The following is a 24,646-nucleotide window of genomic DNA, read 5'->3' as shown; positions in this document are numbered from 1 at the left end:
GAGGAGACCGGGGCTTCCGCGCCCCGGATGGATGAAAGGAAATCAGCGCCACACTGGCGTGGCGCGCAAAGCGCGCCCTGTCCCGGAAGCAGGACAGGGCGCGAACCGTTACCAGCCGAAACTGACGCCGACCGTGCCGCTGGCTTCGCCGCCGCCGGACACCGAGCCGCCGACCAGCACCGCGCCGTTGCTGCCGATACGGCGAGAGATGCCAACCGCCAGGGCACCTTCGCCGCCATACGTGCCGGCCGCCGCACTGATGCGGTTGTCGGTACCGGGCGCCGCGGCAATGGCGCCGGCCATGCCGGCCATCGCCGTACTCATGGCGCCCACGCGATTCAGGCGCTGGTTGACGGCGTGGAACTGGTTGTTCACCGAGTCGCGGAATGCGTTGAAGTCATCGCTGCTTACGGTGTTGGCCAGTTTCGAATCGGTATAGGCATTGGCCTTGCTCAACGTCTGCGCGTCACCGTTGTCGGCATAGGCCTGTGCCGCATCGATGGCTTGCTGGGTAGCGGCAGTCACCTGGCTTACGTTTGCCGCATCCGTGGGATTCACGCCCGCGGCCACGTTGGTGATCTGGCGCTCGTTGCCGGCGCTGCCGACCGATACGGCATTTGGCTGATCCGCCATGGAGCCGGTGCCGATGGCAACGGTGTTCGAAGGGTTGCCGTTTGCATCGCCATTGCCGTGGTGATGGCCATGTTCTGGATGGCGGACGGAACCGTCGGAATCCGAGGAGCCGATTTTCGATTCCAGCGAGCCCACCCGGTTGCCCAATGCGGTAACCGCACTGTCCACGGCACCGAAGGCGTCGCCGACGTTGCCATAGCTGGCACCCTGGATGTTGAAGATGGGTGCGCTCATCAACCCATCGGCACCGATGGCGGCGCCCCCGCCGATCGTCCTGGCCAGCGAGTTGTACTGGTCGACATTGACCGCATCGCTACCCTGGATACCCGCTGCGACGTTAGAGAGCGTCGTGCCGTGTGTTCCGCCGAAGGTCATCCTGTCCATATTGCTGCCGCCGTCATAGGTCACGGCCTGCAGCAAACTGCCGTTGCCGTCGGTCATGCCGATCTGCTTGAGCTGGGCCAGGTTGACGGCGTCGGTGTCCGCGGTGCCGGCGGCTACGTGGGTGATCTGGCGTTCCGCACCGGTACGACCCACCGCAACCGCATTGTCGCGATCCGCAATGCTGCCGTTACCCAGGGCAACGCTGTTGTAGCCCAGGCTGGTGCTGTAGGCGCCCAGTGCGAGACTGGCATTGCCGCTGGCGTTGGCGCTGAAACCCACCGCGGTGCTTTGCACTGCGGAGGCCGTGCTCCATCCACCCAGGGCTACGGAACCATCGGCCGTTGCCTTGGCGTTGGCGCCGCTGGCTACCGCCTGCACGCCGCCGGCGAGTGCGTCGTCCGTATCGTCATTCTTGCCATTGGCCTTGAAGTAACGATTGGTCGGGGCGCCTGCATCGGCCACTGCATTCAACTGCGACAGGTTGACCGCGTCGGTTGCTTCGGTGCCAGCGGCTACATGGGTGACCTGGCGTTCCGCCCCGTCACTTCCCACCGAGACGCTGTTGTCGCGGTCGGCGACCGACAGGGCGCCCAGCGCGACAGCATTCGCACCGCTGACCTTGCTCAGTTCGCCAATGGCGACGCTCTGATCGGTGAGGCCATCGAGGCCTGCTCCCGCGCCCAGGGCGACGGAACGATTCCCCGCAGCGCTGGCACCGGTGCCGATGGCGACGCTTTCGTCACCCGTGGCTTGTGAAGCGCCACCCAAAGCGACTGCACTCAATCCCGTTGCGAGCGCGCCGCCGAGATGGATGGTGCCGGTGGTCTGGTCGAAGAACACGCCGTATCCGCCCAGGGCGACCGCGAAATGGTTTGCGGCGATGGCGTTGGCGCCCACGGCGATCGCGCCTTGCGCACCGTTGATGACGGAGGCTGCGGGACCCAGTGCCATCGAGCTGAGCGAGCCCTCGCTGACATAGGAGCCGTAACCGATGGCGGTGCCGAAGTTGGCGCCGTTGCCGACGGCACCTCCGTTCATGGCCAGCGAATAATCACCGTTGGCGGACGAGCCCGCACCGACCGCATTGGACATCACGCCATTTGCTGCCGCGTTGGCGCCCAGCGCGATCGTGCTCGACGCATTGGCATTGGCGCCGCTGCCTACCGCCACGCTGTCATCGCCCACGGCGCTGCTGCCATAACCGGACGCGGTGCTGAAATCGCCGATGGCGTTGGCGCCGCTGCCGAAAGCCGAGGCACCCGTGCCCTTGGCATAGCTGCCGGAACCCGCGGCAGTCGCATAGGCGCCGTCGGCCAATGCATCATCCGAGCCGTCGTCGTTGCCATTCGCCTTGAAGTAATGGTTGCTCGCGTTGGTGCCGGCAGTGGCCTCCTTCAGCTGGCCAAGGTTCACCGCATCGTTGTCTTCCGTGGCGTCGGCAACGTGGGTGATCTGGCGTTCCGCGCCGGCGCTACCTACCGATACGGCGTTATCGCGCTCGGCTATCGCGCCGCTGCCAAGGGCCACACTGTTGTCGCCAACCGCGCTGCTACCGAAGCCGATCGCGACGCTTTGTTCGCCCAGCGTGCGGCTGTAGGTGCCGAGCGCAAGGCTATAGGTGCCATAGCTCGTTGCGCGAAAGCCGAGCGCGGTGGAACCGGGGCTATACGCGGTGGAAGCATGGCCCAGCGCGGTAGTTTCGTCACCGACGGCCCAGGCGCCGGTACCCAGCGCCGTGCCGCCGAAGCCATCGGCGTCGCTGCCGTTACCCAATGCCACGCTCAAATCGCCGATCGAACGGCTGTAGGCGCCGAGCGCTACCGAGCCTGCGCCACGCGATACCGCATCGAAGCCTGCGGCCAGCGTGTATTCACCCGATGCAAGCGCGTCGCTGCCGATGGCGGTTGCTTGCGGCGCAATCGCGGCGGCACGGTTACCGACTGCCACGCTGCGCACGCCGGTGGCTTCGGTATTTGCACCGATCGCGGTCGTCTGATTATCGTTCGCTGCAGCGCCCGCACCGACGGCCACGCTATCGTCGCCGATCGCATTGCTGCCGTAGCCCGATGCAGTGCTGAATTGACCGATGGCATTGGCGCCACTGCCGAAGGCCGATGCGCCCGTGCCCATGGCGTAGCTGCCCGAGCCTGCGGCGGTGCCGTACTGGCCATCGGCGACAGCGTCATCGTTACCGTCGCCATTCGCCTTGAAGTAATGGCTGGAGCTTGCCGTGGCGTCTTTCAGCTGGCCCATGTTCACCGCATCGGTGTCCGCTGTGCCTGCGGCCACGTTGGTGATCTGGCGTTCCGCGCCGGCACTGCCGACTGAAACCGTGTTGGCGCGATCGGCAACCGAGTAATCGCCCAAGGCCACCGAATGATCGACGCCGGCATCGCTGTACGCGCCCAGGCCTATCGAACCTTCGCCATAAGCGCCGGCGCCGGTGCCCAAGGCCGCCGCATTAGTGCCGCTCGCGTGAGCCAGTCCGCCGAACGCCATGGAGCCATGCCCCACGGCAGCTGCCAGCGGACCGAACGCCATCGATACCTCGCCGGTTGCTTGCGCGAAGGAGCCCAGGGCGAGCGAGCCATACGCGGCGCGCGACTGGTAGCCAAGGGCCACGGATAGATCACCGTTCGCTTGTGCGTGCGGGCCAAGCGCGATCCCCGATTGCCCATCAGCGATAGACGAATCGCCGATGGCGATGCTCTGCGTGCCATTGGCGTTGGCGTTATTGCCCATGGCCACGCTCTTGTCGCCGTGTGCCGCGCTTCCCGCGCCGGATGCGGTGGCATATGCGCCGTCGGCTACGGCGTCATCCGTACCGTCGTTTTTGCCGTTGGCTGCAAAGTAGTGTTGCGCGTCGCTTACGCTGCCGCTCAACGCATCGAGCTGCGATTTGTTCACGGCATCGGTGGCTTCGGTACCCGCGGCTACGCCGGTGATCTGGCGGGTGGTGCCGGTCAGTTCATTGCCGACGGCGATGGAGTTGTCGCGCAGTGACAGCGAGTTGTTGCCGAGGGCTACGGAATCGGCGCCGCCCGCTGTCGCGTTCGCGCCGAGCGCGGTGGCGCCGTCGGCGACCGCCATCGCGCCGGCACCCAGCGCGGTGCTGTACCGGCCCGACGCCGAGGTATTGCGGAAGTTCTCCTCGTACACGCCGCCGATGGCGACCGATCCATCGCCGTAGGCGGAACTCAATGAACCCATGGCGACCCCAAAGCGCCCGAGGGTCGAGGCTTCCGTGCCCAGGGCGGCACCGCCGAAACCGCTTTCGCCGACATAGGCATTGGTACCTAGCGCCACGCTATTGTCGGCAAGGGCAGTGCTTTGGCTGCCAATGGCCGTCGTCGCCGTCTTGGCCGCGTGCGCACCGGCGCCGAAAGCGCTGGCGAGTTCTTCGCCGTCAGCAAGGCTCCGGGCGCCGATGGCCGTATTGCCGGTGCCGCTGGCGCGCGCGCGGTTGCCGAGGGCCGCCGTATCTGCGCCGGCGGCTGCTGCCTGATTGCCGATGGCAACCGCATCGTCGGCGTTGGTGACTGCGTCCTGGCCGATGGCGATCGCGCGTAGTCCATCGGCCGTTGCTGCGTGGCCCATGGCGATACTGTCATTGGCATTGGCGCGGCTGTCGGCGCCGATGGCGATGGCGTTGTCGCCGACGGCCAGTGCATCGTCCGTACCGTCGTTTTTGCCGTTGGCCGCGAAATAGCGATGGGTTGAGTTGGCGACATCGACCACTTCATCCAGCTGCGACTTGTTGACGGCGTCGGTGGGTTCGGTGCCGGCAGCGACATTGGTGATCTGGCGATCGATGGCCTTGAACCCGGTGCCGTCCAGGCCTTGCCAATCATGTGCCGCGCCGACCGACACCGAGTTGGGACGTTCGGCCAAGGATCCCTGGCCGAGCGCAACGCTGTTTTCACCCTGCGCCCATGCATTCGCGCCCACGGCGGTGGAATTGTCGCTGATCCCCCAGGCGTTGTAGCCGAGCGCGGTGCTTTGCTCGCCTTGAGCCCAGCTTTCCATGCCGAATGCGCTGCCCGCGACGCCGGCTGCGGTATTGACGCCCACGGCCGTGCCCCTGCTTTCGGCGTAACTGTTCACGCCGGTGGCGGTGGCGAAGTCTTCGGCGGTAGCGCCCAGGCCGACGGCAGTGCTGTTTACGCCGCTGGCCGTGGCAAAGGTGCCAAGGGCAGTGCTCTGGTAGTTGCTTGCCTCGGCGAAGAAACCAATCGCGGTACTGCCAATGCCATTGGTTTGCGCATTGCCGCCAATGGCTACGGCATAGGCTCCGGCGCTCATCGCCGAACTGCCAATGGCAATGCTCGAGCTGCCCAGGCTTTGCGCGTTGACGCCGAGCGAGACACTGTTACTGCCGTAGGCAACGCTGCCAAAGCCGACTGCCGTGCTGAACAGTTCGTCTGCCGAAGCGCCATTGCCGATGGCCGTCGCACCTGGTTGCCGTGCATAGCTGCTGCCGCCCAGTGCCATGGCGAAATCGCCCTCGGCCTTGGCCTGATCACCGACCGCGAGTGCTTGATAGCCATCCGCCTTGCTGTTGCCGCCGATCGCTACAGTGCCGTCGGTCAGTGCGGCAGACTCATTGCCGATGGCGATGGCGGCGTTACCGACGGCCGCTGCATCATGCCCGGTGGCCACGCTGAACGTACCGGCGGCAAGGCTGTAGGCGCCGTTGGCGACGCTCGCTTCGCCGTAGGCGTTGGCGCCGAAGCCGGCCGCGAGGCTTCCATTGCCGATGGCGCTGGCAGCACCGCCGACTGCCGTGGAGCCGGTACCCGATGCTTCACTAAGCGCGCCCAATGCGGTCGCAGCCTGGTCTGCGTCGGCCACGGCCGAGGCCCCCAGGGCCGTGTTGCCGAAGCCCCATGCGAGGGTGCTTTGTCCGATGGCGACGGAGGCATCGCCAAAAGCCAGCGCATTCTGTCCAAACGCGGAGCTGCCAATGCCGAAGGCGACCGCCTGGGCGCCCACGGCGGTGGCGGCGTTGGCATTGGCCAGGCTGTCCGCGCCGGCGGCTACGGCGCTGTCGCCGTTCACTTGCGCGTCGTCGCTGCCATCCTGCTTGCCGCTGGCCTTGAAGTAATGCTGCGCCCCGCCCACGCTGCCGGCCAGGGCATCCAACTGCTGCTTGTTGATGGCGTCATAGGGATCCACGGCATCGGCCACGTGGGTGATGCGGCGTTCGTGCCCATCGCTGCCTACCGAGACGGTATTGGCCTGGTCCGCCAGCGAGCCTTGGCCGAGTGCGACACTGTTATCCGCCAATGCCTGGCTGTCCTGGCCGAGCGCTACGCTTGCTTCCCCATAGGCGGAGGCGCCGAAGCCCGCGGCGAGGCTTTCGTCGCCGATGGCACTGGCCGCGCTGCCGAGCGCCGTGGATCCGGTTCCCGATGCTTCGCTCAGCGTACCCAGGGCGGTGGCACCCTGGTCCGCGTCGGCCAGGGCAGAAGCGCCCAAGGCAATATTGCCGAAGCCCCATGCGGCGGCGCGTTGCCCGACGGCAACGGAAGCGTCGCCATAGGCCACCGCATTCTGCCCAAAGGCGGAGCTGCCAATGCCGAAGGCGATCGCCTGGTTGCCCACGGCCGTGGCGGCGTTGGCGTTGGCCAGGCTGTCCGCGCCGGCGGCTACGGCGTTGTCGCCATTCACCTGGGCATCGTCGCTGCCGTCCTGCCTGCCGCTGGCCTTGAAGTAGTGCTGTGCTTCGCTCACGCTGCCGGCCAGCGTATCCAGCTGGCGCTTGTTGATGGCGTCATAGGGATCCACGGCATCGGCCACGTGCGTGACGCGGCGTTCGTGCCCATCGCTGCCCACCGAGACCGTGTTGGCCTGGTCCGCCAGCGAACCCTGGCCGAGTGCGACGCTGTTGTCCGCCGATGCTTCGCTATCCCGGCCAATGGCCACGCTGGAAAGGCCGGAAGCGAGGGCATCATGCCCGATGGCCACGCTGTGGGAGCCACGCGCCTGGGCGGCATATCCAAATGCCGTGGCGTACTCGCCGGAAGCAAGTGAGCGATTGCCCATGGCCGTGGCGTAATTGCCGCTCGCCAGCGCCAGGCTGCCGCAAGCGAATGCGTTGGAAGCGGCGATGGGTTCCATGCCGGCTGCAAAGGTGCCGGTGCATACATCCGCGCGCGCCACGGAGGGCAGCAGTATCAGCCCGATGACTGCGGCGAGCGTGCTGCGGGCGATGACTCGCGCGGTACGCGCGTGACTGCCGATAACGACAGTGTTGTTGCTTGCATGTTCGGATGCGACCACGACGATGCCGAGCGCGGCATTCCATATTTTGCTGTAGATCTTGTTCATTCCCTTCCTCTCCATGTGCATGAGCCGCATGCGCATCGATCTGTGCATGCGGTGTCGAGATGCGGTGTCTGTATGAGAGCCACTGCGTGTTTTTTTTCGCTTGGCGCCGCTTGGTCCTGGGATGGGATGAGCGATCGCGCTTACGCGGAGCATTGATTCCGCCGAGCGGGGGTGTCACGCACGCAACCTCACCGACTCTCACGCTTTCTCACATTCGCGTGCGTTGCGTCAGGTCGCGACGCTAGAGCGATGAAAGCTTTCGTTATTGACGGAAAATGCGGCGCGCGCGCTTTCTCGCCGCGCAGGACGACACGGTGCCGAAAGAGAATCGAGTTTCCATGAAGGAATTGGCTTACATCGAAATGGTTAAACGATTTACACGCTGTTCGGCGTTATTGCCGGTTCGAACAGGTCATGACGACAGCGTCATCGACGAATCGCTGTCACAGGCAAGCATGTAGCCACTTCCGCGCACAGTGACGAGCGGAAGTATTTCATTGGCGATCGAAAGCGCTTTGCGGCGCAAGCGGTGGATCGTCATCTCCAGCCGATGCGGATCGAAAAAGTCGCAGGCGTTCTGGCTGAGCGCGCAAATCAATGCGTCACGCGATACCGGTTGTCCGTGCGCCGCGGCCAGTGTCGCTGCAATGCATTGTTCCATTGCGGTGAGCGCAACGACCTTCCCGCGCGGCGATACCAGTCGCCAGCCGCCGGCCTCGAGCCGCCAACGCAAGGGCTGCATGGGTATTGGCGCCGCATCGCGCACTTGCCTCGCAGGCAGGCGCCGGGCGAGGTTTTGCACGGTGGCGGCCAGCAGGTCCAGGTCGACTGGCTTGACGAGGTAGAAATCAGCGCCGCTCTGCAACGCGCGCAGATGATGATGCCGTCCTTCGTGCCCGGTCAGGATCACGATGCCGATGTCCGACACGGAGCGCAGGTGCTTCGCTACGGCAAGGCCATCCTCGTCGGGAAGGCCGATATCCAGCACCACGATATCGAAACGCTGCGCAAGCATGAGGCGGTAGAACTCGGCGGCGGTAGCGGCGCCCTGCACGCGAAAGCCATGCGCGCGCAGCGCGGGCAGCAGAACTTCCCGGCGCAGTTCTTCATGGTCTTCCAATACGAAGACATGCACCGGCTGCGCGGTGGAATAGGCAGTTGGCGGCCGGTGATCCAGCATCGACACGACGCTCGTAGGTAAGTCGGCATTAAGCTTATGCAGGTCTGGTCGTTCCGATCAGAGGGCTATGCCCTATGGCACTGTGGCAAAGCGCCTACGTGGGCTAGCGTCATTCCTTTTTGACGCCGTAAGCGAGGCTCGCCATGCAACGTTTTATCCGCCCCTTGTTCTTCACCGCACTGGCCAGCTGCTGCGCTGGGGCGTTTGCTGCGACGCCCAATGACCAGGCGCCGCACGGCCGATTGCCGGCGTGGGCGGTGCCGCAGTCGTACCAGCTTGCCTTCAAGGTGGATCCCTCGCAGGCGGAATTTTCCGGCGTCACCACCATCAAGCTCGACTTGAAGCAGGCGGCGGATCACGTATGGCTGGATGGCGCGGACCTTCGCGTCAGCAAAGTCACCGTCACCGAAGCGAACGGCAGCACGCACGACGCCAAATACGTTGCCGCCGCGCCCAAGGAGGGCGTGGCGCGCGTGGACTTCGGCGCCACCCTGAAACCGCAGCAGTTGAGCTTGACCTTTACTTACTCCGCACCGCTCAACCAGCAATTGCAAGGCTTGTACAAAGTCAGCCACGCCGGCGTGCCGTATGCGATGACGCAGATGGAGCCGATCAGCGCGCGCTTCGCCTTTCCCGGTTTCGATGAGCCGGGATTCAAGACGCCGTATGACCTCACGCTGACCATTCCGTCGGATCTCACCGCGGTCGCCAACACCAGGCAGATCAACGAGACGGCGGCAGCACCGGGCTGGAAAACCGTGGCCTTTGCGCAGACCCGTCCGCTGCCGACTTACCTGGTCGCCTTCGCGGTGGGTCCATGGGATATCGCGAACGGCCCGGACATCGCGCCGGACGATTACCGCAGCGAAGTGCTGCCATTGCGCGGTGTTGCCGCGCACGGCGAAGCGCATCGCATGCAGCACGTGCTGAGCGAAACGCCAAGCATCATCCATACACTGGAAAACTATTACGGCTTCGGTTATCCGTTCGGCAAGCTCGATTTGCTCGCCGCGCCGGATTTCGCTGCCGGCGCCATGGAAAACCCGGGCCTGGTCACCTTCCGCGACTGGCTGCTGCTGCTCGATCCCGATTCGCCGGCGCAATACGTGCGTGGTTCCTTCAATGTGACCGCGCATGAGCTCGCGCACCAGTGGACCGGCGATACGGTCACGCTGGCATGGTGGAACGACATCTGGCTCAACGAAGCTTTCGCTACCTGGATGCAGCAAAAAGTCACCATGAAGGTGCATCCGGAATACCGGGCCGACCTGGATCGCGTCAGCGGAGCGGAAAAGGCGATGCAGAACGACAGCCTCACCAGTGCGCGCACGATCCGCCAGCCGATCACCGGCAACGGCGATATCCAGACCGCGTTCGACGGCATCACCTACCAGAAAGGTGCGGCGGTGATCGGCATGTTCGAAGGTTATGTTGGCGAGAGCACTTTCCAGAAAGGCATGCGCGCGTACATCCAGGCGCACAAGTTCGGCAATGCCACCGCCAGCGACCTGGTCGACGCCATCGCTGCCGCGGCCGGCCAGGGCGGCACGTTCAAGCATGCCTTCGACAGCTTCCTGGACCAATCCGGCGTGCCTTACGTACAGGCGAAGCTGGAACAGAAGAACGGCAAGGCCGTGCTGCAGTTGAGCCAGGATCGCTACCTGCCATTCGGCAGCACCGGCAATACGAATCGTACCTGGGGTATTCCTGTGTGCGTGCGCTACGGTGCTACCGATGGCGTCAAGACCAGTTGCCAGATGCTCGACCAGTCCACCGGCAGCATGGTGCTGCCGGACGCCGCCGCAGCGACCTGGGTGATGCCTAATGCCGATGCGCGCGGTTATTACCGTTTCAGCCTCGGCAAGCAGGAGTGGGCCGAGCTTACCCGGCACATCGGCGCGCTGAACGACAAGGAACAATTAGCCTATGCCGACAGCATCGACGCGGGATTCCGCAAGGCGCAATGGAATGCGGGCGAAGCGATGGCCGCATTGAAACCGCTGACCAGCGTGGCGACCCGCGATGTGGTGGTCGCGCCGCTGGATACTGTCGAATGGATCTACCGCAACGAAGCCGTTACCGATGCGCAGCGCGCCAGGGTAGTGGCCTGGGTGAAAGATGCTTATCTGCCGCGCATGCAGCAGCTGGGTTATCAGCGCAAGCCCGGCGAGAACAGCGCCGACGAGCTGTTGCGCAGCGAATTGGCCAATGTGCTCGCCCTGGAGTTCAAGGTGCCGGAGGTTCGTGCCGCGTTGCTCAAGCAAGGCGATGCCGCGCTTGCCAAACAGGCTGACGGGCATTTGAGCCTCGATGCGGCGAATCCGGATCTGCTCGGCATGGCGCTCGCCGTTGCCGTGCAGGAGCGTGGCAAGCCGGCCGTGGACACCTTGATTGCCGAGTTGCCCAAGACCACCAGTCCCGACCTGCGCAATGCCATGCTGACCGGCCTCAGCGCCGTCGAAGATCCGGCGCTGGCCGATCAAGTGCGCGACTTCGCGCTGAGCCAACAGGTGAAGGTGGGCGAGATGGCGATGATCCTGCGCGGCAGCCATGCCACGCCCGCAGCGCGCAACGGCCTGTGGACATGGTTCACCGGCCACTACCCGCAGGTGCTGGCGCGTACCGGCAGTTTTGCCGGCGGCATGTTGCCGGGACTGGTTGGTGGCGGCGGCTGCTCCAAGGCCGAAGCCGATCGCCTGCAGGCGTACTTCGCGCCGCGTCTGAAGGACATCTCCGGCGCGGATCGCGGCCTGGCGCAGACGCGCGAACAGACGTTGCTGTGCGCGGCGCTGAAGTCCAGGCAGGATCCTGCTGCCATCCTGCGCTGATCGTCGGCACGCCATGGCCACGGTACGCGAAGCTTTGCTGGCGGCCACGCATCGACTCGGCGACCGGGTCGATGCGGACGTGTTGCTGGCATACGCCATGGAACAGCCGCGGAGTTGGTTGATCGCCCATGCTGAGGATGTGCTTTCACCAGAACATGCGTCGGCCTACGCGGTGCTGATCGATCGGCGCGGGAAGGGCGAACCGGTTGCCTATATCACCGGTCGACGCGGCTTCTGGTCGCTGGAACTGGAAGTCACGCCGGCGACGCTGGTGCCACGAGCCGAAACCGAGCTGCTGGTCGAACTGGCGCTGGAGCGCCTGCCGCCGGATGCGCAATCGGAGGTGCTGGACCTGGGCACCGGCAGCGGCGCGATCGCGCTGGCGCTGGCGCATGAGCGCCCGCATGCGCGCGTGGTGGCTTCCGATATCAGCGTCGACGCACTCGCGGTGGCGCAACGCAATGCAGCGCGTCATCGCATCGATAACGTCACGTTCCTTAAGGGCGACTGGTTCTCGCCGTTGGGCGAGCGGCGTTTCGGCATGATCGTCTCCAACCCGCCTTACATCGAGAGCGACGACCCGCATCTGCAGCAGGGCGACCTGCGCTTCGAGCCGATGAGTGCGCTGGCATCCGGGTTCGATGGCCTGGACGACATTCGCCGCATCGTGCACGAAGCCCGTCGCCATCTGCTGCCCGGCGGATGGCTGCTGTTCGAACACGGCTGGAACCAGGGCGATGCAGCGCGCGCGCTGCTGCGCAACGCGGGTTTCGCCGACATCTTCACCGCCCGCGACCTGGAACAGCGCGACCGCGTCAGTGCGGCGCGGTGGACGTAAGCGCAAGCCATACGGTTCGCGTGACTCTCGCCCCGGGGGCGAGTGGTCACCGGGATCGAAACCAAAGCTGATCCGGGGGGTCGAGTCTGTTTTCCAGCAGCGGGCGTCATCACCGGGTCGTGTACGGAGGTACACGACCGCGCCAACCCGGGAAACAGGCCTAGTGCCCGGTGCCGCTGACCTGCACCGGTGGCTTGATCGCATAGAGCAAGGCTGGCAGGAAAACGAAGGTAGCCAGCAATACCGCCACCAGGCTCACCAGCAGCATGCGGCCCATGCTCGCCATGCCCAGATCGTGCGACAGCGCCAGTGAGCCGAACGCGGTGCCGGTGGTCAGCGCCGAGAACAGCACCGCGCGCGCGGACGCCGAACTCACGAAGCGCCGCATGCCCGCGCGCCAGTTCATCACAAAGTACACGTTGAATGACACGCCTACGCCCAGCAGCAACGGCAGCGCGATGATGTTGGCGTAGTTCACCGCCATGCCCAGCAGGCGCGCGAACAGCGCGGTGAGCAAGGCGGACATGCCGAGCGTCAACAGCACGATGCCCGCGTCCTGCAGGCGGCGGATCACCAGCAGCAGCACGATGGCGATGGCGATGGTGGCCAGTACGGCCGCCTGCTTGAACGCCCGCATGATGGTATCGGCCGAGGCGATGGTGGTCACCGCCGGACCGCCGGCATCCGGTGCAATACGCTGCACGGCCTCCACGAAGCGGCGCAAGCCCGCCGTATCCTGTTCGTTGACCGTCGGCGAAACCTGGATGCGCACCTGGCCGTTGGGACTGACCCAATCGCGCTTGATCGACTCGGGCAGTGTTGCCAGGGTGACCGCTTTCGCGTTGAGCGCATCGCGCAGGCTCGCCAGCTGCGCCGGCAGGAAACGGCTCACCGCTTCGTTCATGGCCAGCAGCCGGTCGTCCGGCGCCTTGGCCAGTCGTTGCAGCGCGGCGTCGATGCTGCGCAGCGGAGAATCGGCCGGCATTTGCGCATTGGCATCGACGATGGCGTCATGCGTGTCGGCAATGGCCGAGCGCAATGCCGCTGCCGTCAGCGGCGGCGCGGAAGGGTCGACGTCCAGCGAAGGCAGCATCAGCACTTGCGCCTGGTCCAACTGGTCGAGCGAGGCTTGCTGGTCCGCCGGCACGAAGGTGGCGGCTGAAATCACGCTGGATACTTCCGGCAGCTTCGACAGCTGGTCGGTCAGGGCGCGTGCGCGTTCCAGCGTCGGCACCATGATGTTGATGTTGAAGGGATTGGTGATCGGATTGTCGGCCATGCTGCGCAAGGTGCGCATCGGCTCGGAGTGCGGGTCTTGCGTATTGAGCGGGTTGGCATCGAACGGCATCCGCACCGCCGCCACCAGGCCGATCACGCCAAGCATCGCGAAGACGATCAATACCGGCTTGTGGCGATGATGCAAGGCCGCGTCCAGCCGCGGGCCGAAGGGTAGCGAGAGCTCCTTGCTCTGGCGCGCCGGTTTGAGCAGGCTCAGCAGCGCGGGCAACAGGGTGAGCGTACACACCAGCGCAATGCCCATGCCGACGCCGGCAATGGTGCCAAGTTCGGCGACGCCGACGAAACTGGTCGGCGAGAACGCCAGGAAGCCGCACGCGGTGGCGGCGGCGGCGACCGCGATCTGGCTGCCGGATACGCGCGCGCCTTCGGCCAGCGCCACGTCGATCTCGGGATGGATCATGCGCATTTCGCGCAGGCGCACCGCGAACTGGATGCCGAAATCCACCGCCAGGCCCACGAACAGTACGGCGAACGCCACCGAAATCACGTTCAAGGTACCCACTGCCAGCGCGGCGAAGCCGATCGTCAGCGCGAAGCCCACCAGCAAGGTCAGCAGGATCGGAATGATGCGGCGGAGCGAATGCATCGCCAGGTACAGCCACAGCGCAAGCAGCAGCAGGCTTACCACGGTGCTGGCGACGATGCCCTTGGTCAGCGCGCCGAATTGCACATCGGCCAGCGCCACCGAACCGGTGTAGTCGATGCGCACGCGGCCGCTTTTCGCGTCCGGCAGGGTGTCGCGGATACGTTCCAGGGCCTTGGTGGCGGCGCGGCCCGGCTGCAGCGAACCTTCTTCGAGCACGGGATGGGTAAGTACGAGGCGCACGTTGTCCGGCTGCTGCGTGACGTCGGAACCGAGCAGGTTTTGCCAGGACAGCGGCGTGGGGTGTCCGTCGGCGGCGTTGTTGAGCACCTGGCGCAACTGATCCAGCGCCGGTTTGTAAGGGCTGAGGTCGGCGTGCTGGATACGCACGCCCGCCGCCATCAGCGATACCCCGTTCAACAACCCGCGCGCGGACGGATCGGCCGCCAGCGGGCCGAGCAGGGGCTGCGCATTCATCAGCGAGGTGAGCAGCTTGGACAGATCATCCGGATCGAGCAGCAGCAGGCCTTCCTGGCGGAAAAACGGATCGGCGTCCGGACGGCTCACGTCCCGGAAATGCTGCTTGTCCGCTGCCATCGCCTTCGCCAGCTGGGCGGCCGTTTCGTCGGATTCCTCCGGCGTCGCGCCACGCACCACCGCCACCAATACATCGTTGAACTGCGGGAATTCGCGGTCGAAGGCCATCGCATGCTGCCGCCAAGGCAGGTTGCTGGCAAAAAGATTGTCGGTGTTGGTGTCCACGCCCAGGCGGTGCGCGGCTACCCAGATGCTGACCGCCCCCAGCGCAAAGAACACCAGCACGACGAAAGCGGCGAAACGCCGGCAGAACTGGACGAGACGGACGATAAATTCGGTCACGGGCCAAACGGTCCTCAATCAAAAGTGGCAAAAACCAGGATTGCCCAACATGGCCGCCTCCTCACGTGGGCTCCGGGAGCCGGTCCATCCATGGACTCTCCCTGCTTTCGCGGGGGAGAAGGGGCGCGCGCAAAGGCCATATTCACGCCTCTTGCCCTGGTTCCTGAAGGGCCAGGAACGCAGGTTGCGGCACTTTCAACAACGTTCTTCGTGCTTCAGGCGCCCGCCTGGTTCAAACGGCCCGCGTGTGGAAAGCGGGCCAGGATAGCCTTGCGGAGGCCGGGAAGGTCCAGTCCGGCGTCGCTCAATACTTCTTCGCGGCTGCCGTGTTCCAGGTATGCATCGGGCAGGCCCAGGTGCAGGAGCGGCAATGTTACGCCATGTGCCCCCAGACATTCGGCAATCCCCGAACCGGCGCCACCGGCGATGGCGTTGTCCTCGATCGTGACGAAGGCGTCATGGCTGGCGGCCAGTTCGAGGATCATGGTCTCGTCCAGCGGCTTTACGAACCGCATATTCACCAGGGTGGCGTCGAATTCCGCCGCGATGTCGGCGGCCGGGGCGAGCATGGCGCCAAAGGCCAGGATCGCCAGGTACCGCCCACGGCGGCGCAACTGGGCCTTGCCGATGGGCAGTGCCTCAAGCTCGCTGCGCACCGCCACACCAGGCCCGACGCCGCGCGGATAGCGGATCGCCGCCGGACCGGGATGGCGGAAGCCGGTGGTGAGCATGCGGCGGCATTCGTCTTCGTCGGCCGGCGCCATGAGCACCATGTTCGGCAGGCAGCGCAGGAAACTCAGGTCGAAGCTGCCCGCATGCGTGGCGCCATCCGGCCCGACCACGCCGGCGCGATCGATGGCGAAGGTCACGTCAAGATTCTGCAACGCCACGTCATGGATCACCTGATCGTAGGCGCGCTGCAGGAAGGTGGAATAGATCGCCACTACCGGCTTGGCGCCTTCGCAGGCCATGCCGGCGGCCAGCGTTACCGCATGCTGCTCGGCAATCGCCACGTCGAAATAGCGCTGCGGATAGGCCTGCGAAAAGCGCACCAGGCCCGAGCCTTCGCGCATGGCTGGAGTAATGCCGAACAGGCGCTCGTCGATGGCGGCCATATCGCATAGCCAGTCGCTGAAAATATCGCTGTAGGTCGGCCTCGAAGGACCCGCCTTCTTCAGCACGCCCGCCCGCGGGTCGAACGGGCCGACCGCGTGGTATTCGATCTGCGCCTGTTCGGCCAGCGCATAACCCTTGCCCTTGGTGCTGATCACATGCAGCAGTTGCGGGCCGGGCAGATCCTTGACCGTGCGCAAGGCATCAAGCAGCCGTGGCAGGTCATGCCCATCGATCGGGCCGCTGTAGCGGAAACCCAGTTCCTCGAACATCGTGCTCGGCACGGAAACGCCTTCGACGCGCTTTTCCAGGCGCCGCGCCAGGCCACCCACGTTCTCGCTGATCGACATGCCGTTGTCGTTGAATACCACGATCAGGTTTGCGCCCAGGTCGCCGGCGTGGTTCAAGGCTTCGAAGGCCATGCCGGCGGTCATCGCGCCATCGCCGATCACCGCCACGAATTTGCGCGGATCGCCCTTGCGCTGCGCCGCGATCGCCATTCCCAGCGCGGCGGAAATCGAGGTCGACGAATGGCCGACGCCGAAGCTGTCGTACTCGCTTTCCTCGCGGCGTGGGAATGGCGCCAATCCGCCTTTTTTCTTGATCGTGGTGATGCGGTCGCGGCGACCGGTGAGGATCTTGTGCGGATAACACTGATGGCCCACGTCCCAGATCAGCCGATCGTTCGGCGTGTCGAATACCCGGTGCAACGCCACCGTCAGTTCCACCACGCCCAGGCCAGCCCCAAAATGGCCGCCGGAGCTGGCCACGGCTTCAATCAGGTAGCGGCGCAGCTCATCCGCAACGGCCGGCAATTGCCTGTCGGGGACGCGGCGCAGATCGCCCGGCGCCTGGATCGCGGACAACAGGGGATAACGAGACAAATCGATCATCAGGGTATTGTTGGCCCTGCTTCGAGGAGGGGCAAGGGCGCCACGGCTATGCCCGTCCGGCCTGTTCGCATTCCATCGGCGCGTGGGCCGCCTCGAACAGGCGCAAAAAGCCAGCATGAAGCGCAGCGGTAAAAACCGCTTACGCCATGGCTTCGCGCCGATGCCGCGGCAGATGGCTGACCAGGAATTCCATCTGATCAGCCAGGATATTGCGGTTGGACAGGATCAGGTGCTCCACCCAGCTGGGCCGGTAAGGTACGGCCAGCAGCGGCATGTTGGCCTCCTGCGGCGTGCGGTTGCTCTTCTTGAGATTGCAGGACAGGCAGGCGCTGACCACGTTTTCCCATTCGTCGCGGCCGCGCTTGGAAATCGGCAGTACGTGATCGCGGGTCAGTTCGCCGCGGCTGAAGCGTTCGCCGCAGTACATGCAAAGGTAGCGATCGCGGCCGAACAGGGCGCTGTTGGTCAGTGCGGGCGCCGGATCGATGGCGTGGTCGCGGCAGTGGCCGGTGCTGGCGACGATGGGGTGCAACTCGATGCGGCTTTGCATGCCCAGGCTGCGATTATGCCCGCCGTGCACGGTGAGGCAGGGATCGCCGAGGGTCCAGGCGACCGCCTCGCGGACATATAGGCAGACCGCGTCCTGCCAGCTGATCCAGTCAAGGATCCGGCCGGCGGCATCCAGCGACAGCACGCGGGTCGAATTAAGGTCGCCCCGATTTGGCACTTCCATAAGCATGCGTTTCGTCCTTCACCCAGTAGCGAAAGAGCGCCCCATCCTATGCAACGGTGCTCGGTTTTTCCGCAGCATAGACCAAGTCGATTGCAAAACGCATGCAAAAACAGTCCGCTGGAGCCTCGAAAGCGAGGGCTGGACTGATTCGCCCCGGGAACCCCGCGCTGATATAGTGGCTGTTCATCTGTAGACCCGACGCCGGGTTTGGGAGGGGAAGCCTGGGTGGCGGCCCCGGCACGGCGGGGCAGAGGTAAGTAACGTGGCTGAAGTACTTTTCTACGAACGGCCGGTGCCGCTCAACCGCACCGCCCACAAGGATCTGCGCATCAAGGGCGTGCAGAACCTCAAATTCGCGCACGGCGTGCATTCCGTGCCGCTGACCTGCACCGAATTTCCCGTCGCGGCGCGCGATATCCCGATCCTGTTCGCCGGCACCGACATGGCCAATGCCGGTCCGATGGCCTTGCTCGGCTTGCGCCAGAATGAAAACCTGTTCCTGGACACCGACGGCCAATGGGCGCCGGGCGTCTACATCCCTGCTTTCGTGCGCCGCTATCCGTTCGTGCTGGCGGAAAAGCCGGCCGGCGCGGAAGGTGACGATTTCACGGTGTTCCTCGACGAAAGCTATGAAGGCTTCAGCGACCAGGAGGGCGAGCGCCTGTTCAAGGACGACGGCACCGAAACCGACATGCTGAAGAACGCCGTGAACTTCCTCGGCGAATTCCAGCAGCACGTGGCGCGCACCAGGCAGTTCATGGCCGATCTGCAGCAGTACGACCTGCTTGAGCCGCGCAATATCCACTTGCAGCGCAACGGCAACGTGCTCAACCTCAATGGCCTGTTCGTGGTCAGCGAGGAAAAGCTGCGCAAGCTCGACGCGGAAACCACGCACCGCTTCCTCACCGATGGCACCTTGGGTTGGATCTACGCCCATCTGCTGTCGCTGGCGAACATCGATCGCGTGGGTCAGCGCCTGGCGCAGCGCGAAGAGGTCGAGGCGGCGAACGCTACCAAGAACTGACGACCTTCCAATATCGTTTAAAAAGAAGCCGCCGATGGGCGGCTTCTTTTTTGCCTTGAATTTGCCAGGGTGCTGATCGTGCCGACAAACGGCAATCGATTGCCTGGCGGATCGTGGACCGTGAGTTCCCTGGCCTCCAAGGCGTGGACCGAATGACATGGCAAGTTACACGCTGCTTCCTCCGCCCGAGACCGGGAACTGTCCGCGTGAATCGATACGGCGACTGGCCGCTGCAACGGCGCCATGCCCTTATGGATGCATGGCGGCAACCTCGGCGGCGCTGATGCTATCGGTGTAATGATTGCCAAAATGCGTGCGCACGTAGTTGACGACTTCCGCGATCTGCGCGTCGCTCAGTTTGGCGTCGTAGTTGCGGATGGATGCCGGCGTGGTTTCGAAAGACGGCATGTCGTGCCGTCCGAACAGGATCACCGCGGCCATGTAAGGTGCGGACACCAGTCGCGGGTCGCCGGCCAGCGCGGGATAGGTGCCGGCGCCGACGGCTCCTTTGGCGTCGGGCATATGGCAGCCTTGGCAGATGCTGCGAAAAATGGCTTCGCCGTTTGCATTCTTCAGCGTTGCGCGGGTGTAGAGCCCTTGATCGGAGGACTGTGCATGCAGCATGCCGATGCAGGCGAACAGCGCAGCCGCGCAGACCGAACGCCTGATATGACGACGATTCATGCCGAGGCTCCCGCGACGATCCGCTGATGGATTCGGCCGACCACGTCCAGTGCTGACGTCACCGCGCCTTCCTGCCATGCCGGCAGGTACGATGCGTGCTCGCCGGCCAGTGCGATGCGGCCGTCGACCTGGCACAAGTTTTGGTAATGCTTGGCACGCATCTCGTCCGACCAGGCGGCGAAGCAGCCCATGGTGAAGGGAACACGATGCCAGGCCACGGCCATGCCGTTTTCGAATTCCGCCTTGTATTGCGGATGAATCTGGCTGCCGTATGCCACCGCCCTGCGAATGCGTTCCCCGGGCGTCATGGCGGTGAATTGGTAGGCGTTGAGGCCCCAGAGGTAGCCGCCGAGCAGCACGCCCTTGCCGCTGCTGTTGAAGTCGTTGCTCGGGTAGCTGATGGTATTGATCGGAAGGTCGGTGGCGGTAATGCCGCCGTAGATGTCTTCGTCCTCTTCCCAGAAGCGGCGCTTGAATTGCAGGCCGATCTTGACCGTTGCCGCATAAGGCACGGCTCCGATCGCCGCGGCCATGGACGCGCCTACATTCATCGGGATCTGGCTAAGGATGGAAAGCGGAAGCGTGCAGATGCACCAGTCGCCGCGTGCTTTCATCGAACGACCGGGATGGCGCGCATCTTCGTAGACGGCAGTTACGCCATGCTCGTCCTGCTGGATGGCGGTCACCTTCGCGTTGTAGCGGATCACTGCTTCCAGTTCGCGGCCGAATGCTTCGCCGATTTTCCCCATGCCGCCGACCGGCTGGAACAGCGTGGTCTGGAATTCATATGTCTCGCCTTCGGTGAGGTTCGACCAGAGTCGTGAATCCAGTACGTCGTGCAGTTGCAGCGGCCGAGAATCCACCGGCTTGGCGGAAAGGCCGCCGCCGGGCGGTTTGTCGTATCCGCGGCGATTGCTGGCCGTGGCACCCGCTGCATAGGCGTAGTTCTGGTCGAGGGCACCCCACTGGCGCAACGAATCGAGCAGCAGTGCCTGATCATCCTTGCTCACTGCCGCATCGAGCTGGCTTTGCCGGGTCGCCTTCGCCAGTAATTCGGCCACGTGGCCGCGGTAATCCGCGTTGATCGTGCGGTAGCGCTGCGGCTTGCCGCCGAACGCATCGGCGCCATGCAGGTATGCGTTGTAGTTGACCTGCACGAACGGTTCCAGCGGTACGCCGAGCTTCTTGCAGTAATCGAGCAGACCGCGATGATGATAGGGAATGCGCCACGGTCCTGGATTGAAGTACAGCCCGCGCTCGAATTGGCAATGCTGCGTGTCGCCGCCCAGCTCCGTATACGTGTCGCCACCGCGCAGGGTCCAGTTCCTGCCGCCCGGACGATGGTTGTATTCCAGCACCTGCACCGTATAGCCCGCCCGGCGTAGTTCATAGGCGGCCACCATGCCGGCAAGGCCGGCGCCCAGGATCAGCACGGAAGTGCCGCGTGGCGCGCCTTGCAGCGCGGGCGGGCCTTGGTACGGCGAGTCGGCAGCAAAGCCGAGGCGATTCATCGCCTGATACATCGCGGCGCCGCCTGCACTCAGGCCGATCATGCGCAGCAGATCGCGGCGCGTCATCGACCGTTCGGAACCTTCCCCTTGCATGGCAATCCCGTCGAAATCCAAAGCGCCAGCACATCGCATCTGCCATCTTCGCGACAGTGACATAAGGCATGTCGCGTTTGCGCGGCGAGCGTGCGAGGCGCTGGCTCGACGCGCAATAAGGGCAGCGCGGCTTGTCTTGGCAAACCAGCCAAGCCCGCATCACGCACTACCACCTGACGGCCACGCAACGCTAACGCGGGCTACGCCGATGATGTGGACAGCCCTAAGGATGCTCTGATCAATGCTACGTAGGCGTCACCAGCTCTGTCTGTTCGCAGACCATAGGTTCGTCGGTGCACGCGGGGAGGGTACATGGATGTACCCGGCTTTGAGGAGCGAGGAAGGCAGACTGGCTGTCTGTCGAGACGACGGGCCGCACGCGGGGAGAGTGCATGGATGCACTCGGCTTTGAGGAGCGAGGAAGGGATGCGGACAGACAGAGCTGGCCCCGACATATTGAATTTAAAGCGATGGGGTGATGTCCAGAAGGCTCGCAGAGTGCGCCGCGCGGCTTGGCAAGACGGCCAGTCTTTCCGGCGCCGCCCAACACACTCTGCGAGCCTTCTGGACATCATGCCGCCTGCGTAGCATGGATCAGAGCATCCTTAATGCGCTGGCTTGGCCAGCCTCAGCAGGTCGACCTGATAGCCGGCGGCTTCGTACAGGGCACGCGCACGTTCATTGCCAGGAAACACCGCCAGGGTGATCAACTGGCATTGGTGCTCGCGCGCCCATGCCTCGGCGTGCGCCATCAGGGCCTTGCCGACGCCCTGGGTTTCGTGACGTGGGGCGACCGCGATATCCGAGATATGGCAATTGGTGCGGCCGGTGAAGTAATCCTGCGTTTTCTGCAGGTGGATGAAGCCTGCGCGCTCGCCGTCTTCGTTTTCGGCGACGAATACGTAGCTGTTGGCGGGTTGTTCGTCCAAGTGGCGACTGAGGTCCTTGCGGATACCCTCGATACATTCGTGCCGCTTGCGCCAGGCAGGCAGGAGGAAATCCACGAAGCGCGGAACCAGGCCAAGGATGAAGTCGTCATCATCCTCGGCGAGACGGATCAGGAAATGATGGTCGCTCATGCGTCGAACGGTCAGGAGGAACGGGTAGGTCGGTTCTACACCCAGGAGGCCGGGTAAGGAAGTCCTGGGATGGTTCGGCCGTGAGCACGCTGCTTTTCCTCCTCTCCCCTCCGGGGAGAGGATCGAGGTGAGGGGGCAATCTTGCGCCAGTGTTGAATGAGGCGCGTTCGCTGGATGAGTTCAACGCAAGAGCCGCCCCTCATCCCAACCCTCTCCCGGAGGGGAGAGGGAGCCAAGCATGCTGCGATCAATCGCTGATGACCGGCAGCGCGATATAGCTGGCCTGGCCTGCCGAGTGATAGATGCGTTGTGTCGCTGTCCGGTAATCGCCGGGCTTGGCCCAGAAGATGTTCGGGACGTAGGTCTGCGGATTGCGGTCGTACAGCGGGAACCAACTGGATTGCACCTGCACCATCAGCCGATGGCCGGGAAGAAAGACATGATTCGCCGTGGGCAGGTCGAAGCGGTAGGCCAGCGGCTGGTTGGCGGCCAGCGGTTGCGGATGGTCGAAACCTTCGCGATAGCGGCCACGGAAAATATCCATGGCCACGGCCAGCTGATAGCCGCCCAGCTCGGGCTGCGCGGCCACCTGGTCGGGATAGACATCGATCAACTTCACGACCCAATCGCTATCCGTGCCGCTGGTGGAGGCCACCAGATGCACCACCGGCGTGCCGCTGATGGTCAGCGGCCGGGTGAGGACGTCCGATACGTAGGTGACCACATCCGTGCGGCCGGATGCTTCGCGCTGGTCGTCCACCAGCCATTGCGGCCAGGTGAGGCCGTTGTCGTACCCGATGGGCTGGATCGGACGTGCCCGGAACGGCACCGGGTGTGCGGGATCGGAGATGTATTCGTCGTAGGCGGTGCCGGATGCCGGTGCGTTGAAGCTCAGCTTCTGCCCTGCTTGCAGATACAGCGCGCGACTTTTAGCGGTGCAACCGTCCTCGCAGGCCAGCGGCCAGCGGTCGAGCCGCTGCCATGTGTTGCTCCCGGTCTGGAAAGCGGTGACCGGCGCGATATCGGCCTTGGGCGCGCCGTCTTTCAGGTACTGCGCAAGGTAAGGACGCAGGATGTGTTCGCGGAAATATTTGGCGGTATCGCTGCCGAAACGGATTGCGCCGAGCGAGCTGCCTTCCTCGATTTCCTGGCCGTGATGCCATGGCCCCAGCACCAGCTTCACCATGTCGCCGCGCGTGTCTTTGGGCTTGATCGCGCGATAGACGGCCAGCGCGCCGTAGATATCCTCCTGGTCCCACAGGCTATGCACCAGCATCACCGGCACCTTCAACGGTTGTGCGGCAAGCACCTTGTCGACTGCCTGGTCGCTCCAGAATGAATCGTAGGCCGGATGCGCGATCACCTTGTTCCAGAAGCCGAGCTGCTCCATGCCGTACTGGCGGCCGAGTTCGCCGGCGGAACCGGCCTGCATGAACAGGTCGTATTCGTCGTGGTAGTTGGTCCACCATTTGTAGCTGTTGTCGCGGCTGGCGCTTTGTTCGTAGATGTAGGACATGTTCTGCTGGCGGAAGGCGCCGTGATGGAACCAGTCGTCACCCATCCAGCCATCCACCATCGGGTTCATCGGCACGGCGACCTTCAGTGCCGGATGCGGATGTACCAGCGACATCAAGGGTTCGAAACCGTCATAAGAGATACCGATGGTGCCGACCTTGCCGTTCGACTCCGGTACGTTCTTCACCAGCCAGTCGATGGTGTCGTAAGTATCGGTGGCATCGTCGACCGGGGTGGGATTGAGCGGACCGTGGATCGGCCGGTTCATCACGTAATCACCCTCGGAACCGTACTTGCCGCGGATATCCTGCACCACCCGGATGTAGCCGTCCTCCACCATGACATCGGCGGCGTTGTCGTAGCCTTCGAGCATGGGGCCAAGATGGCCGCTCAGGACGTGATGCGTAAGTTCCTTGGCGTCGTAGGGCGTGCGCGTCAGCACCATGCCCGCGTGATGGGCACCCTTGGGAATCAGGATCACCGTATGCAGTTTCACGCCGTCGCGCATCGGGATCATGACGTCGCGTTCGACATAATCGAAACGGCCGGTGGCCGGCGTGAAGCGAGTTGGTGTTTCGCTCGGATAGTTCGGGTATTGCTGCGGCGGCGCGTCATCCATGGCGAGCGCGGCGGCGCTCAGGCTAAGCAGCAGCGCAAGCAGCGCGGGTTTGAACGTGCGTATGGCTGTCGCGGCATGACTCGACTTCATGGTGGCTCCCCGTTGGATATGCGCTCATAGACTAGCCGCAATAGCGAGGGCCGGGCCTGCGTCGTGCCAGCCACGCTGGCGTCGAGCGGCTCCCTCTCCCCGCTGGGGAGAGGGTTGGGGTGAGGGGCGGGCTTGCGAAGACGTCGCGCATTGCCAGTAGGACGTTCGATGCATCGCCCCGGCTTGCCTTTTACTTGCCTAGGGATGCTCTGATCAATGCTACGTAGGCGTCACCAGCTCTGTCTGTTCGCAGACCATAGGTTCGTCGGCGCACGCGGGGAGGGTACATGGATGTACCCGGCTTTGAGGAGCGAGGAAGGCAGACTGGCTGTCTGTCG

12 protein-coding genes are annotated in these 24,646 nt (G+C 64.3%); 3 read left to right on the top strand and 9 right to left on the bottom strand.

The annotated features are described in order from the left end of the window. Window positions 1-108: 108 nt before the first annotated feature. Window positions 109-7,347: an ESPR-type extended signal peptide-containing protein gene (locus ISP15_RS14995; protein WP_404548452.1), complete on the bottom strand. Its 7,239-nt coding sequence runs from the start codon at window positions 7,345-7,347 to the stop codon at window positions 109-111. A 412-nt stretch (window positions 7,348-7,759) separates the two neighbouring features. Then, window positions 7,760-8,527, bottom strand: a complete 768-nt coding sequence (locus tag ISP15_RS14990) for a response regulator transcription factor (protein ID WP_404548601.1) — start codon at window positions 8,525-8,527, stop codon at window positions 7,760-7,762. Between the two features lie 143 nt (window positions 8,528-8,670). Here ISP15_RS14990 and ISP15_RS14985 point away from each other — a divergent pair, with 143 nt between their 5' ends. Then, window positions 8,671-11,355, top strand: coding sequence for a M1 family metallopeptidase (locus tag ISP15_RS14985; protein WP_404548450.1), 2,685 nt, complete (start codon window positions 8,671-8,673; stop codon window positions 11,353-11,355). A gap of 13 nt (window positions 11,356-11,368) precedes the next feature. Beyond that, window positions 11,369-12,193, top strand: coding sequence for a peptide chain release factor N(5)-glutamine methyltransferase (gene prmC, locus ISP15_RS14980; RefSeq protein WP_404548449.1), 825 nt, complete (start codon window positions 11,369-11,371; stop codon window positions 12,191-12,193). A 160-nt stretch (window positions 12,194-12,353) separates the two neighbouring features. Here prmC and ISP15_RS14975 read toward each other — a convergent pair whose 3' ends face one another. From ISP15_RS14975 to ISP15_RS14965, 3 genes are all read right to left on the bottom strand, one after another. Next, window positions 12,354-14,954 carry an MMPL family transporter gene (locus ISP15_RS14975; protein ID WP_404548448.1) on the bottom strand — a complete coding sequence of 867 codons (2,601 nt, stop codon included), beginning with the start codon at window positions 14,952-14,954 and terminating at the stop codon, window positions 12,354-12,356. A 215-nt stretch (window positions 14,955-15,169) separates the two neighbouring features. Next, on the bottom strand, window positions 15,170-16,960 hold the full coding sequence (gene dxs / locus ISP15_RS14970) for a 1-deoxy-D-xylulose-5-phosphate synthase (RefSeq protein WP_404548447.1): 1,791 nt from the start codon (window positions 16,958-16,960) through the stop codon (window positions 15,170-15,172). Between the two features lie 139 nt (window positions 16,961-17,099). Further along, window positions 17,100-17,699 carry an HNH endonuclease gene (locus ISP15_RS14965; RefSeq protein WP_404548445.1) on the bottom strand — a complete coding sequence of 200 codons (600 nt, stop codon included), beginning with the start codon at window positions 17,697-17,699 and terminating at the stop codon, window positions 17,100-17,102. Between the two features lie 256 nt (window positions 17,700-17,955). Between ISP15_RS14965 and ISP15_RS14960 the strand changes: the two genes are divergently transcribed. After that, the gene (locus ISP15_RS14960) at window positions 17,956-18,717 is read left to right on the top strand and encodes a SapC family protein (protein ID WP_404548442.1); all 762 of its coding nucleotides are present in this window, start codon (window positions 17,956-17,958) and stop codon (window positions 18,715-18,717) included. 249 nt (window positions 18,718-18,966) lie between these two features. Here ISP15_RS14960 and ISP15_RS14955 read toward each other — a convergent pair whose 3' ends face one another. The 4 genes from ISP15_RS14955 to ISP15_RS14940 form a co-directional block, all read right to left on the bottom strand. Then, window positions 18,967-19,401 (bottom strand): c-type cytochrome, encoded by a 435-nt coding sequence (locus ISP15_RS14955; RefSeq protein ID WP_404548441.1) that lies wholly within the window; start codon window positions 19,399-19,401, stop codon window positions 18,967-18,969. Next, entirely contained in the window at window positions 19,398-21,005 is a 1,608-nt protein-coding gene (locus ISP15_RS14950; RefSeq protein ID WP_404548439.1) for a flavin monoamine oxidase family protein, read from the bottom strand. Before ISP15_RS14950 ends, ISP15_RS14955 begins: the two co-directional genes overlap by 4 nt. Before the next feature lie 605 nt (window positions 21,006-21,610). Beyond that, the gene (locus ISP15_RS14945; protein WP_404548438.1) at window positions 21,611-22,084 is read right to left on the bottom strand and encodes a GNAT family N-acetyltransferase; all 474 of its coding nucleotides are present in this window, start codon (window positions 22,082-22,084) and stop codon (window positions 21,611-21,613) included. Window positions 22,085-22,331: 247 nt separating this feature from the next. Next, window positions 22,332-24,308 (bottom strand): CocE/NonD family hydrolase, encoded by a 1,977-nt coding sequence (locus tag ISP15_RS14940; RefSeq protein WP_404548437.1) that lies wholly within the window; start codon window positions 24,306-24,308, stop codon window positions 22,332-22,334. Window positions 24,309-24,646: the final 338 nt, after the last annotated feature.

The organism is Dyella jejuensis, assembly GCF_044904675.1.
Classification (GTDB): Bacteria; Pseudomonadota; Gammaproteobacteria; order Xanthomonadales; family Rhodanobacteraceae; genus Dyella_B; species Dyella_B jejuensis.
The sequence above is the reverse complement of the archived record's forward strand: the minus strand, read 5'-3'. Positions and strand labels throughout refer to the sequence as shown.

Coding starts and splice junctions, on each gene's coding strand:
- ISP15_RS14995 (WP_404548452.1), bottom strand. CDS start 7,347: ATGAACAAGATCTACAGCAAAATATGGAATGCCGCGCTCGGCATCGTC.
- ISP15_RS14990 (WP_404548601.1), bottom strand. CDS start 8,527: ATGCTGGATCACCGGCCGCCAACTGCCTATTCCACCGCGCAGCCGGTG.
- ISP15_RS14985 (WP_404548450.1), top strand. CDS start 8,671: ATGCAACGTTTTATCCGCCCCTTGTTCTTCACCGCACTGGCCAGCTGC.
- prmC (WP_404548449.1), top strand. CDS start 11,369: ATGGCCACGGTACGCGAAGCTTTGCTGGCGGCCACGCATCGACTCGGC.
- dxs (WP_404548447.1), bottom strand. CDS start 16,960: ATGATCGATTTGTCTCGTTATCCCCTGTTGTCCGCGATCCAGGCGCCG.
- ISP15_RS14965 (WP_404548445.1), bottom strand. CDS start 17,699: ATGCTTATGGAAGTGCCAAATCGGGGCGACCTTAATTCGACCCGCGTG.
- ISP15_RS14955 (WP_404548441.1), bottom strand. CDS start 19,401: ATGAATCGTCGTCATATCAGGCGTTCGGTCTGCGCGGCTGCGCTGTTC.
- ISP15_RS14950 (WP_404548439.1), bottom strand. CDS start 21,005: ATGCAAGGGGAAGGTTCCGAACGGTCGATGACGCGCCGCGATCTGCTG.
- ISP15_RS14945 (WP_404548438.1), bottom strand. CDS start 22,084: ATGAGCGACCATCATTTCCTGATCCGTCTCGCCGAGGATGATGACGAC.
- ISP15_RS14940 (WP_404548437.1), bottom strand. CDS start 24,308: ATGAAGTCGAGTCATGCCGCGACAGCCATACGCACGTTCAAACCCGCG.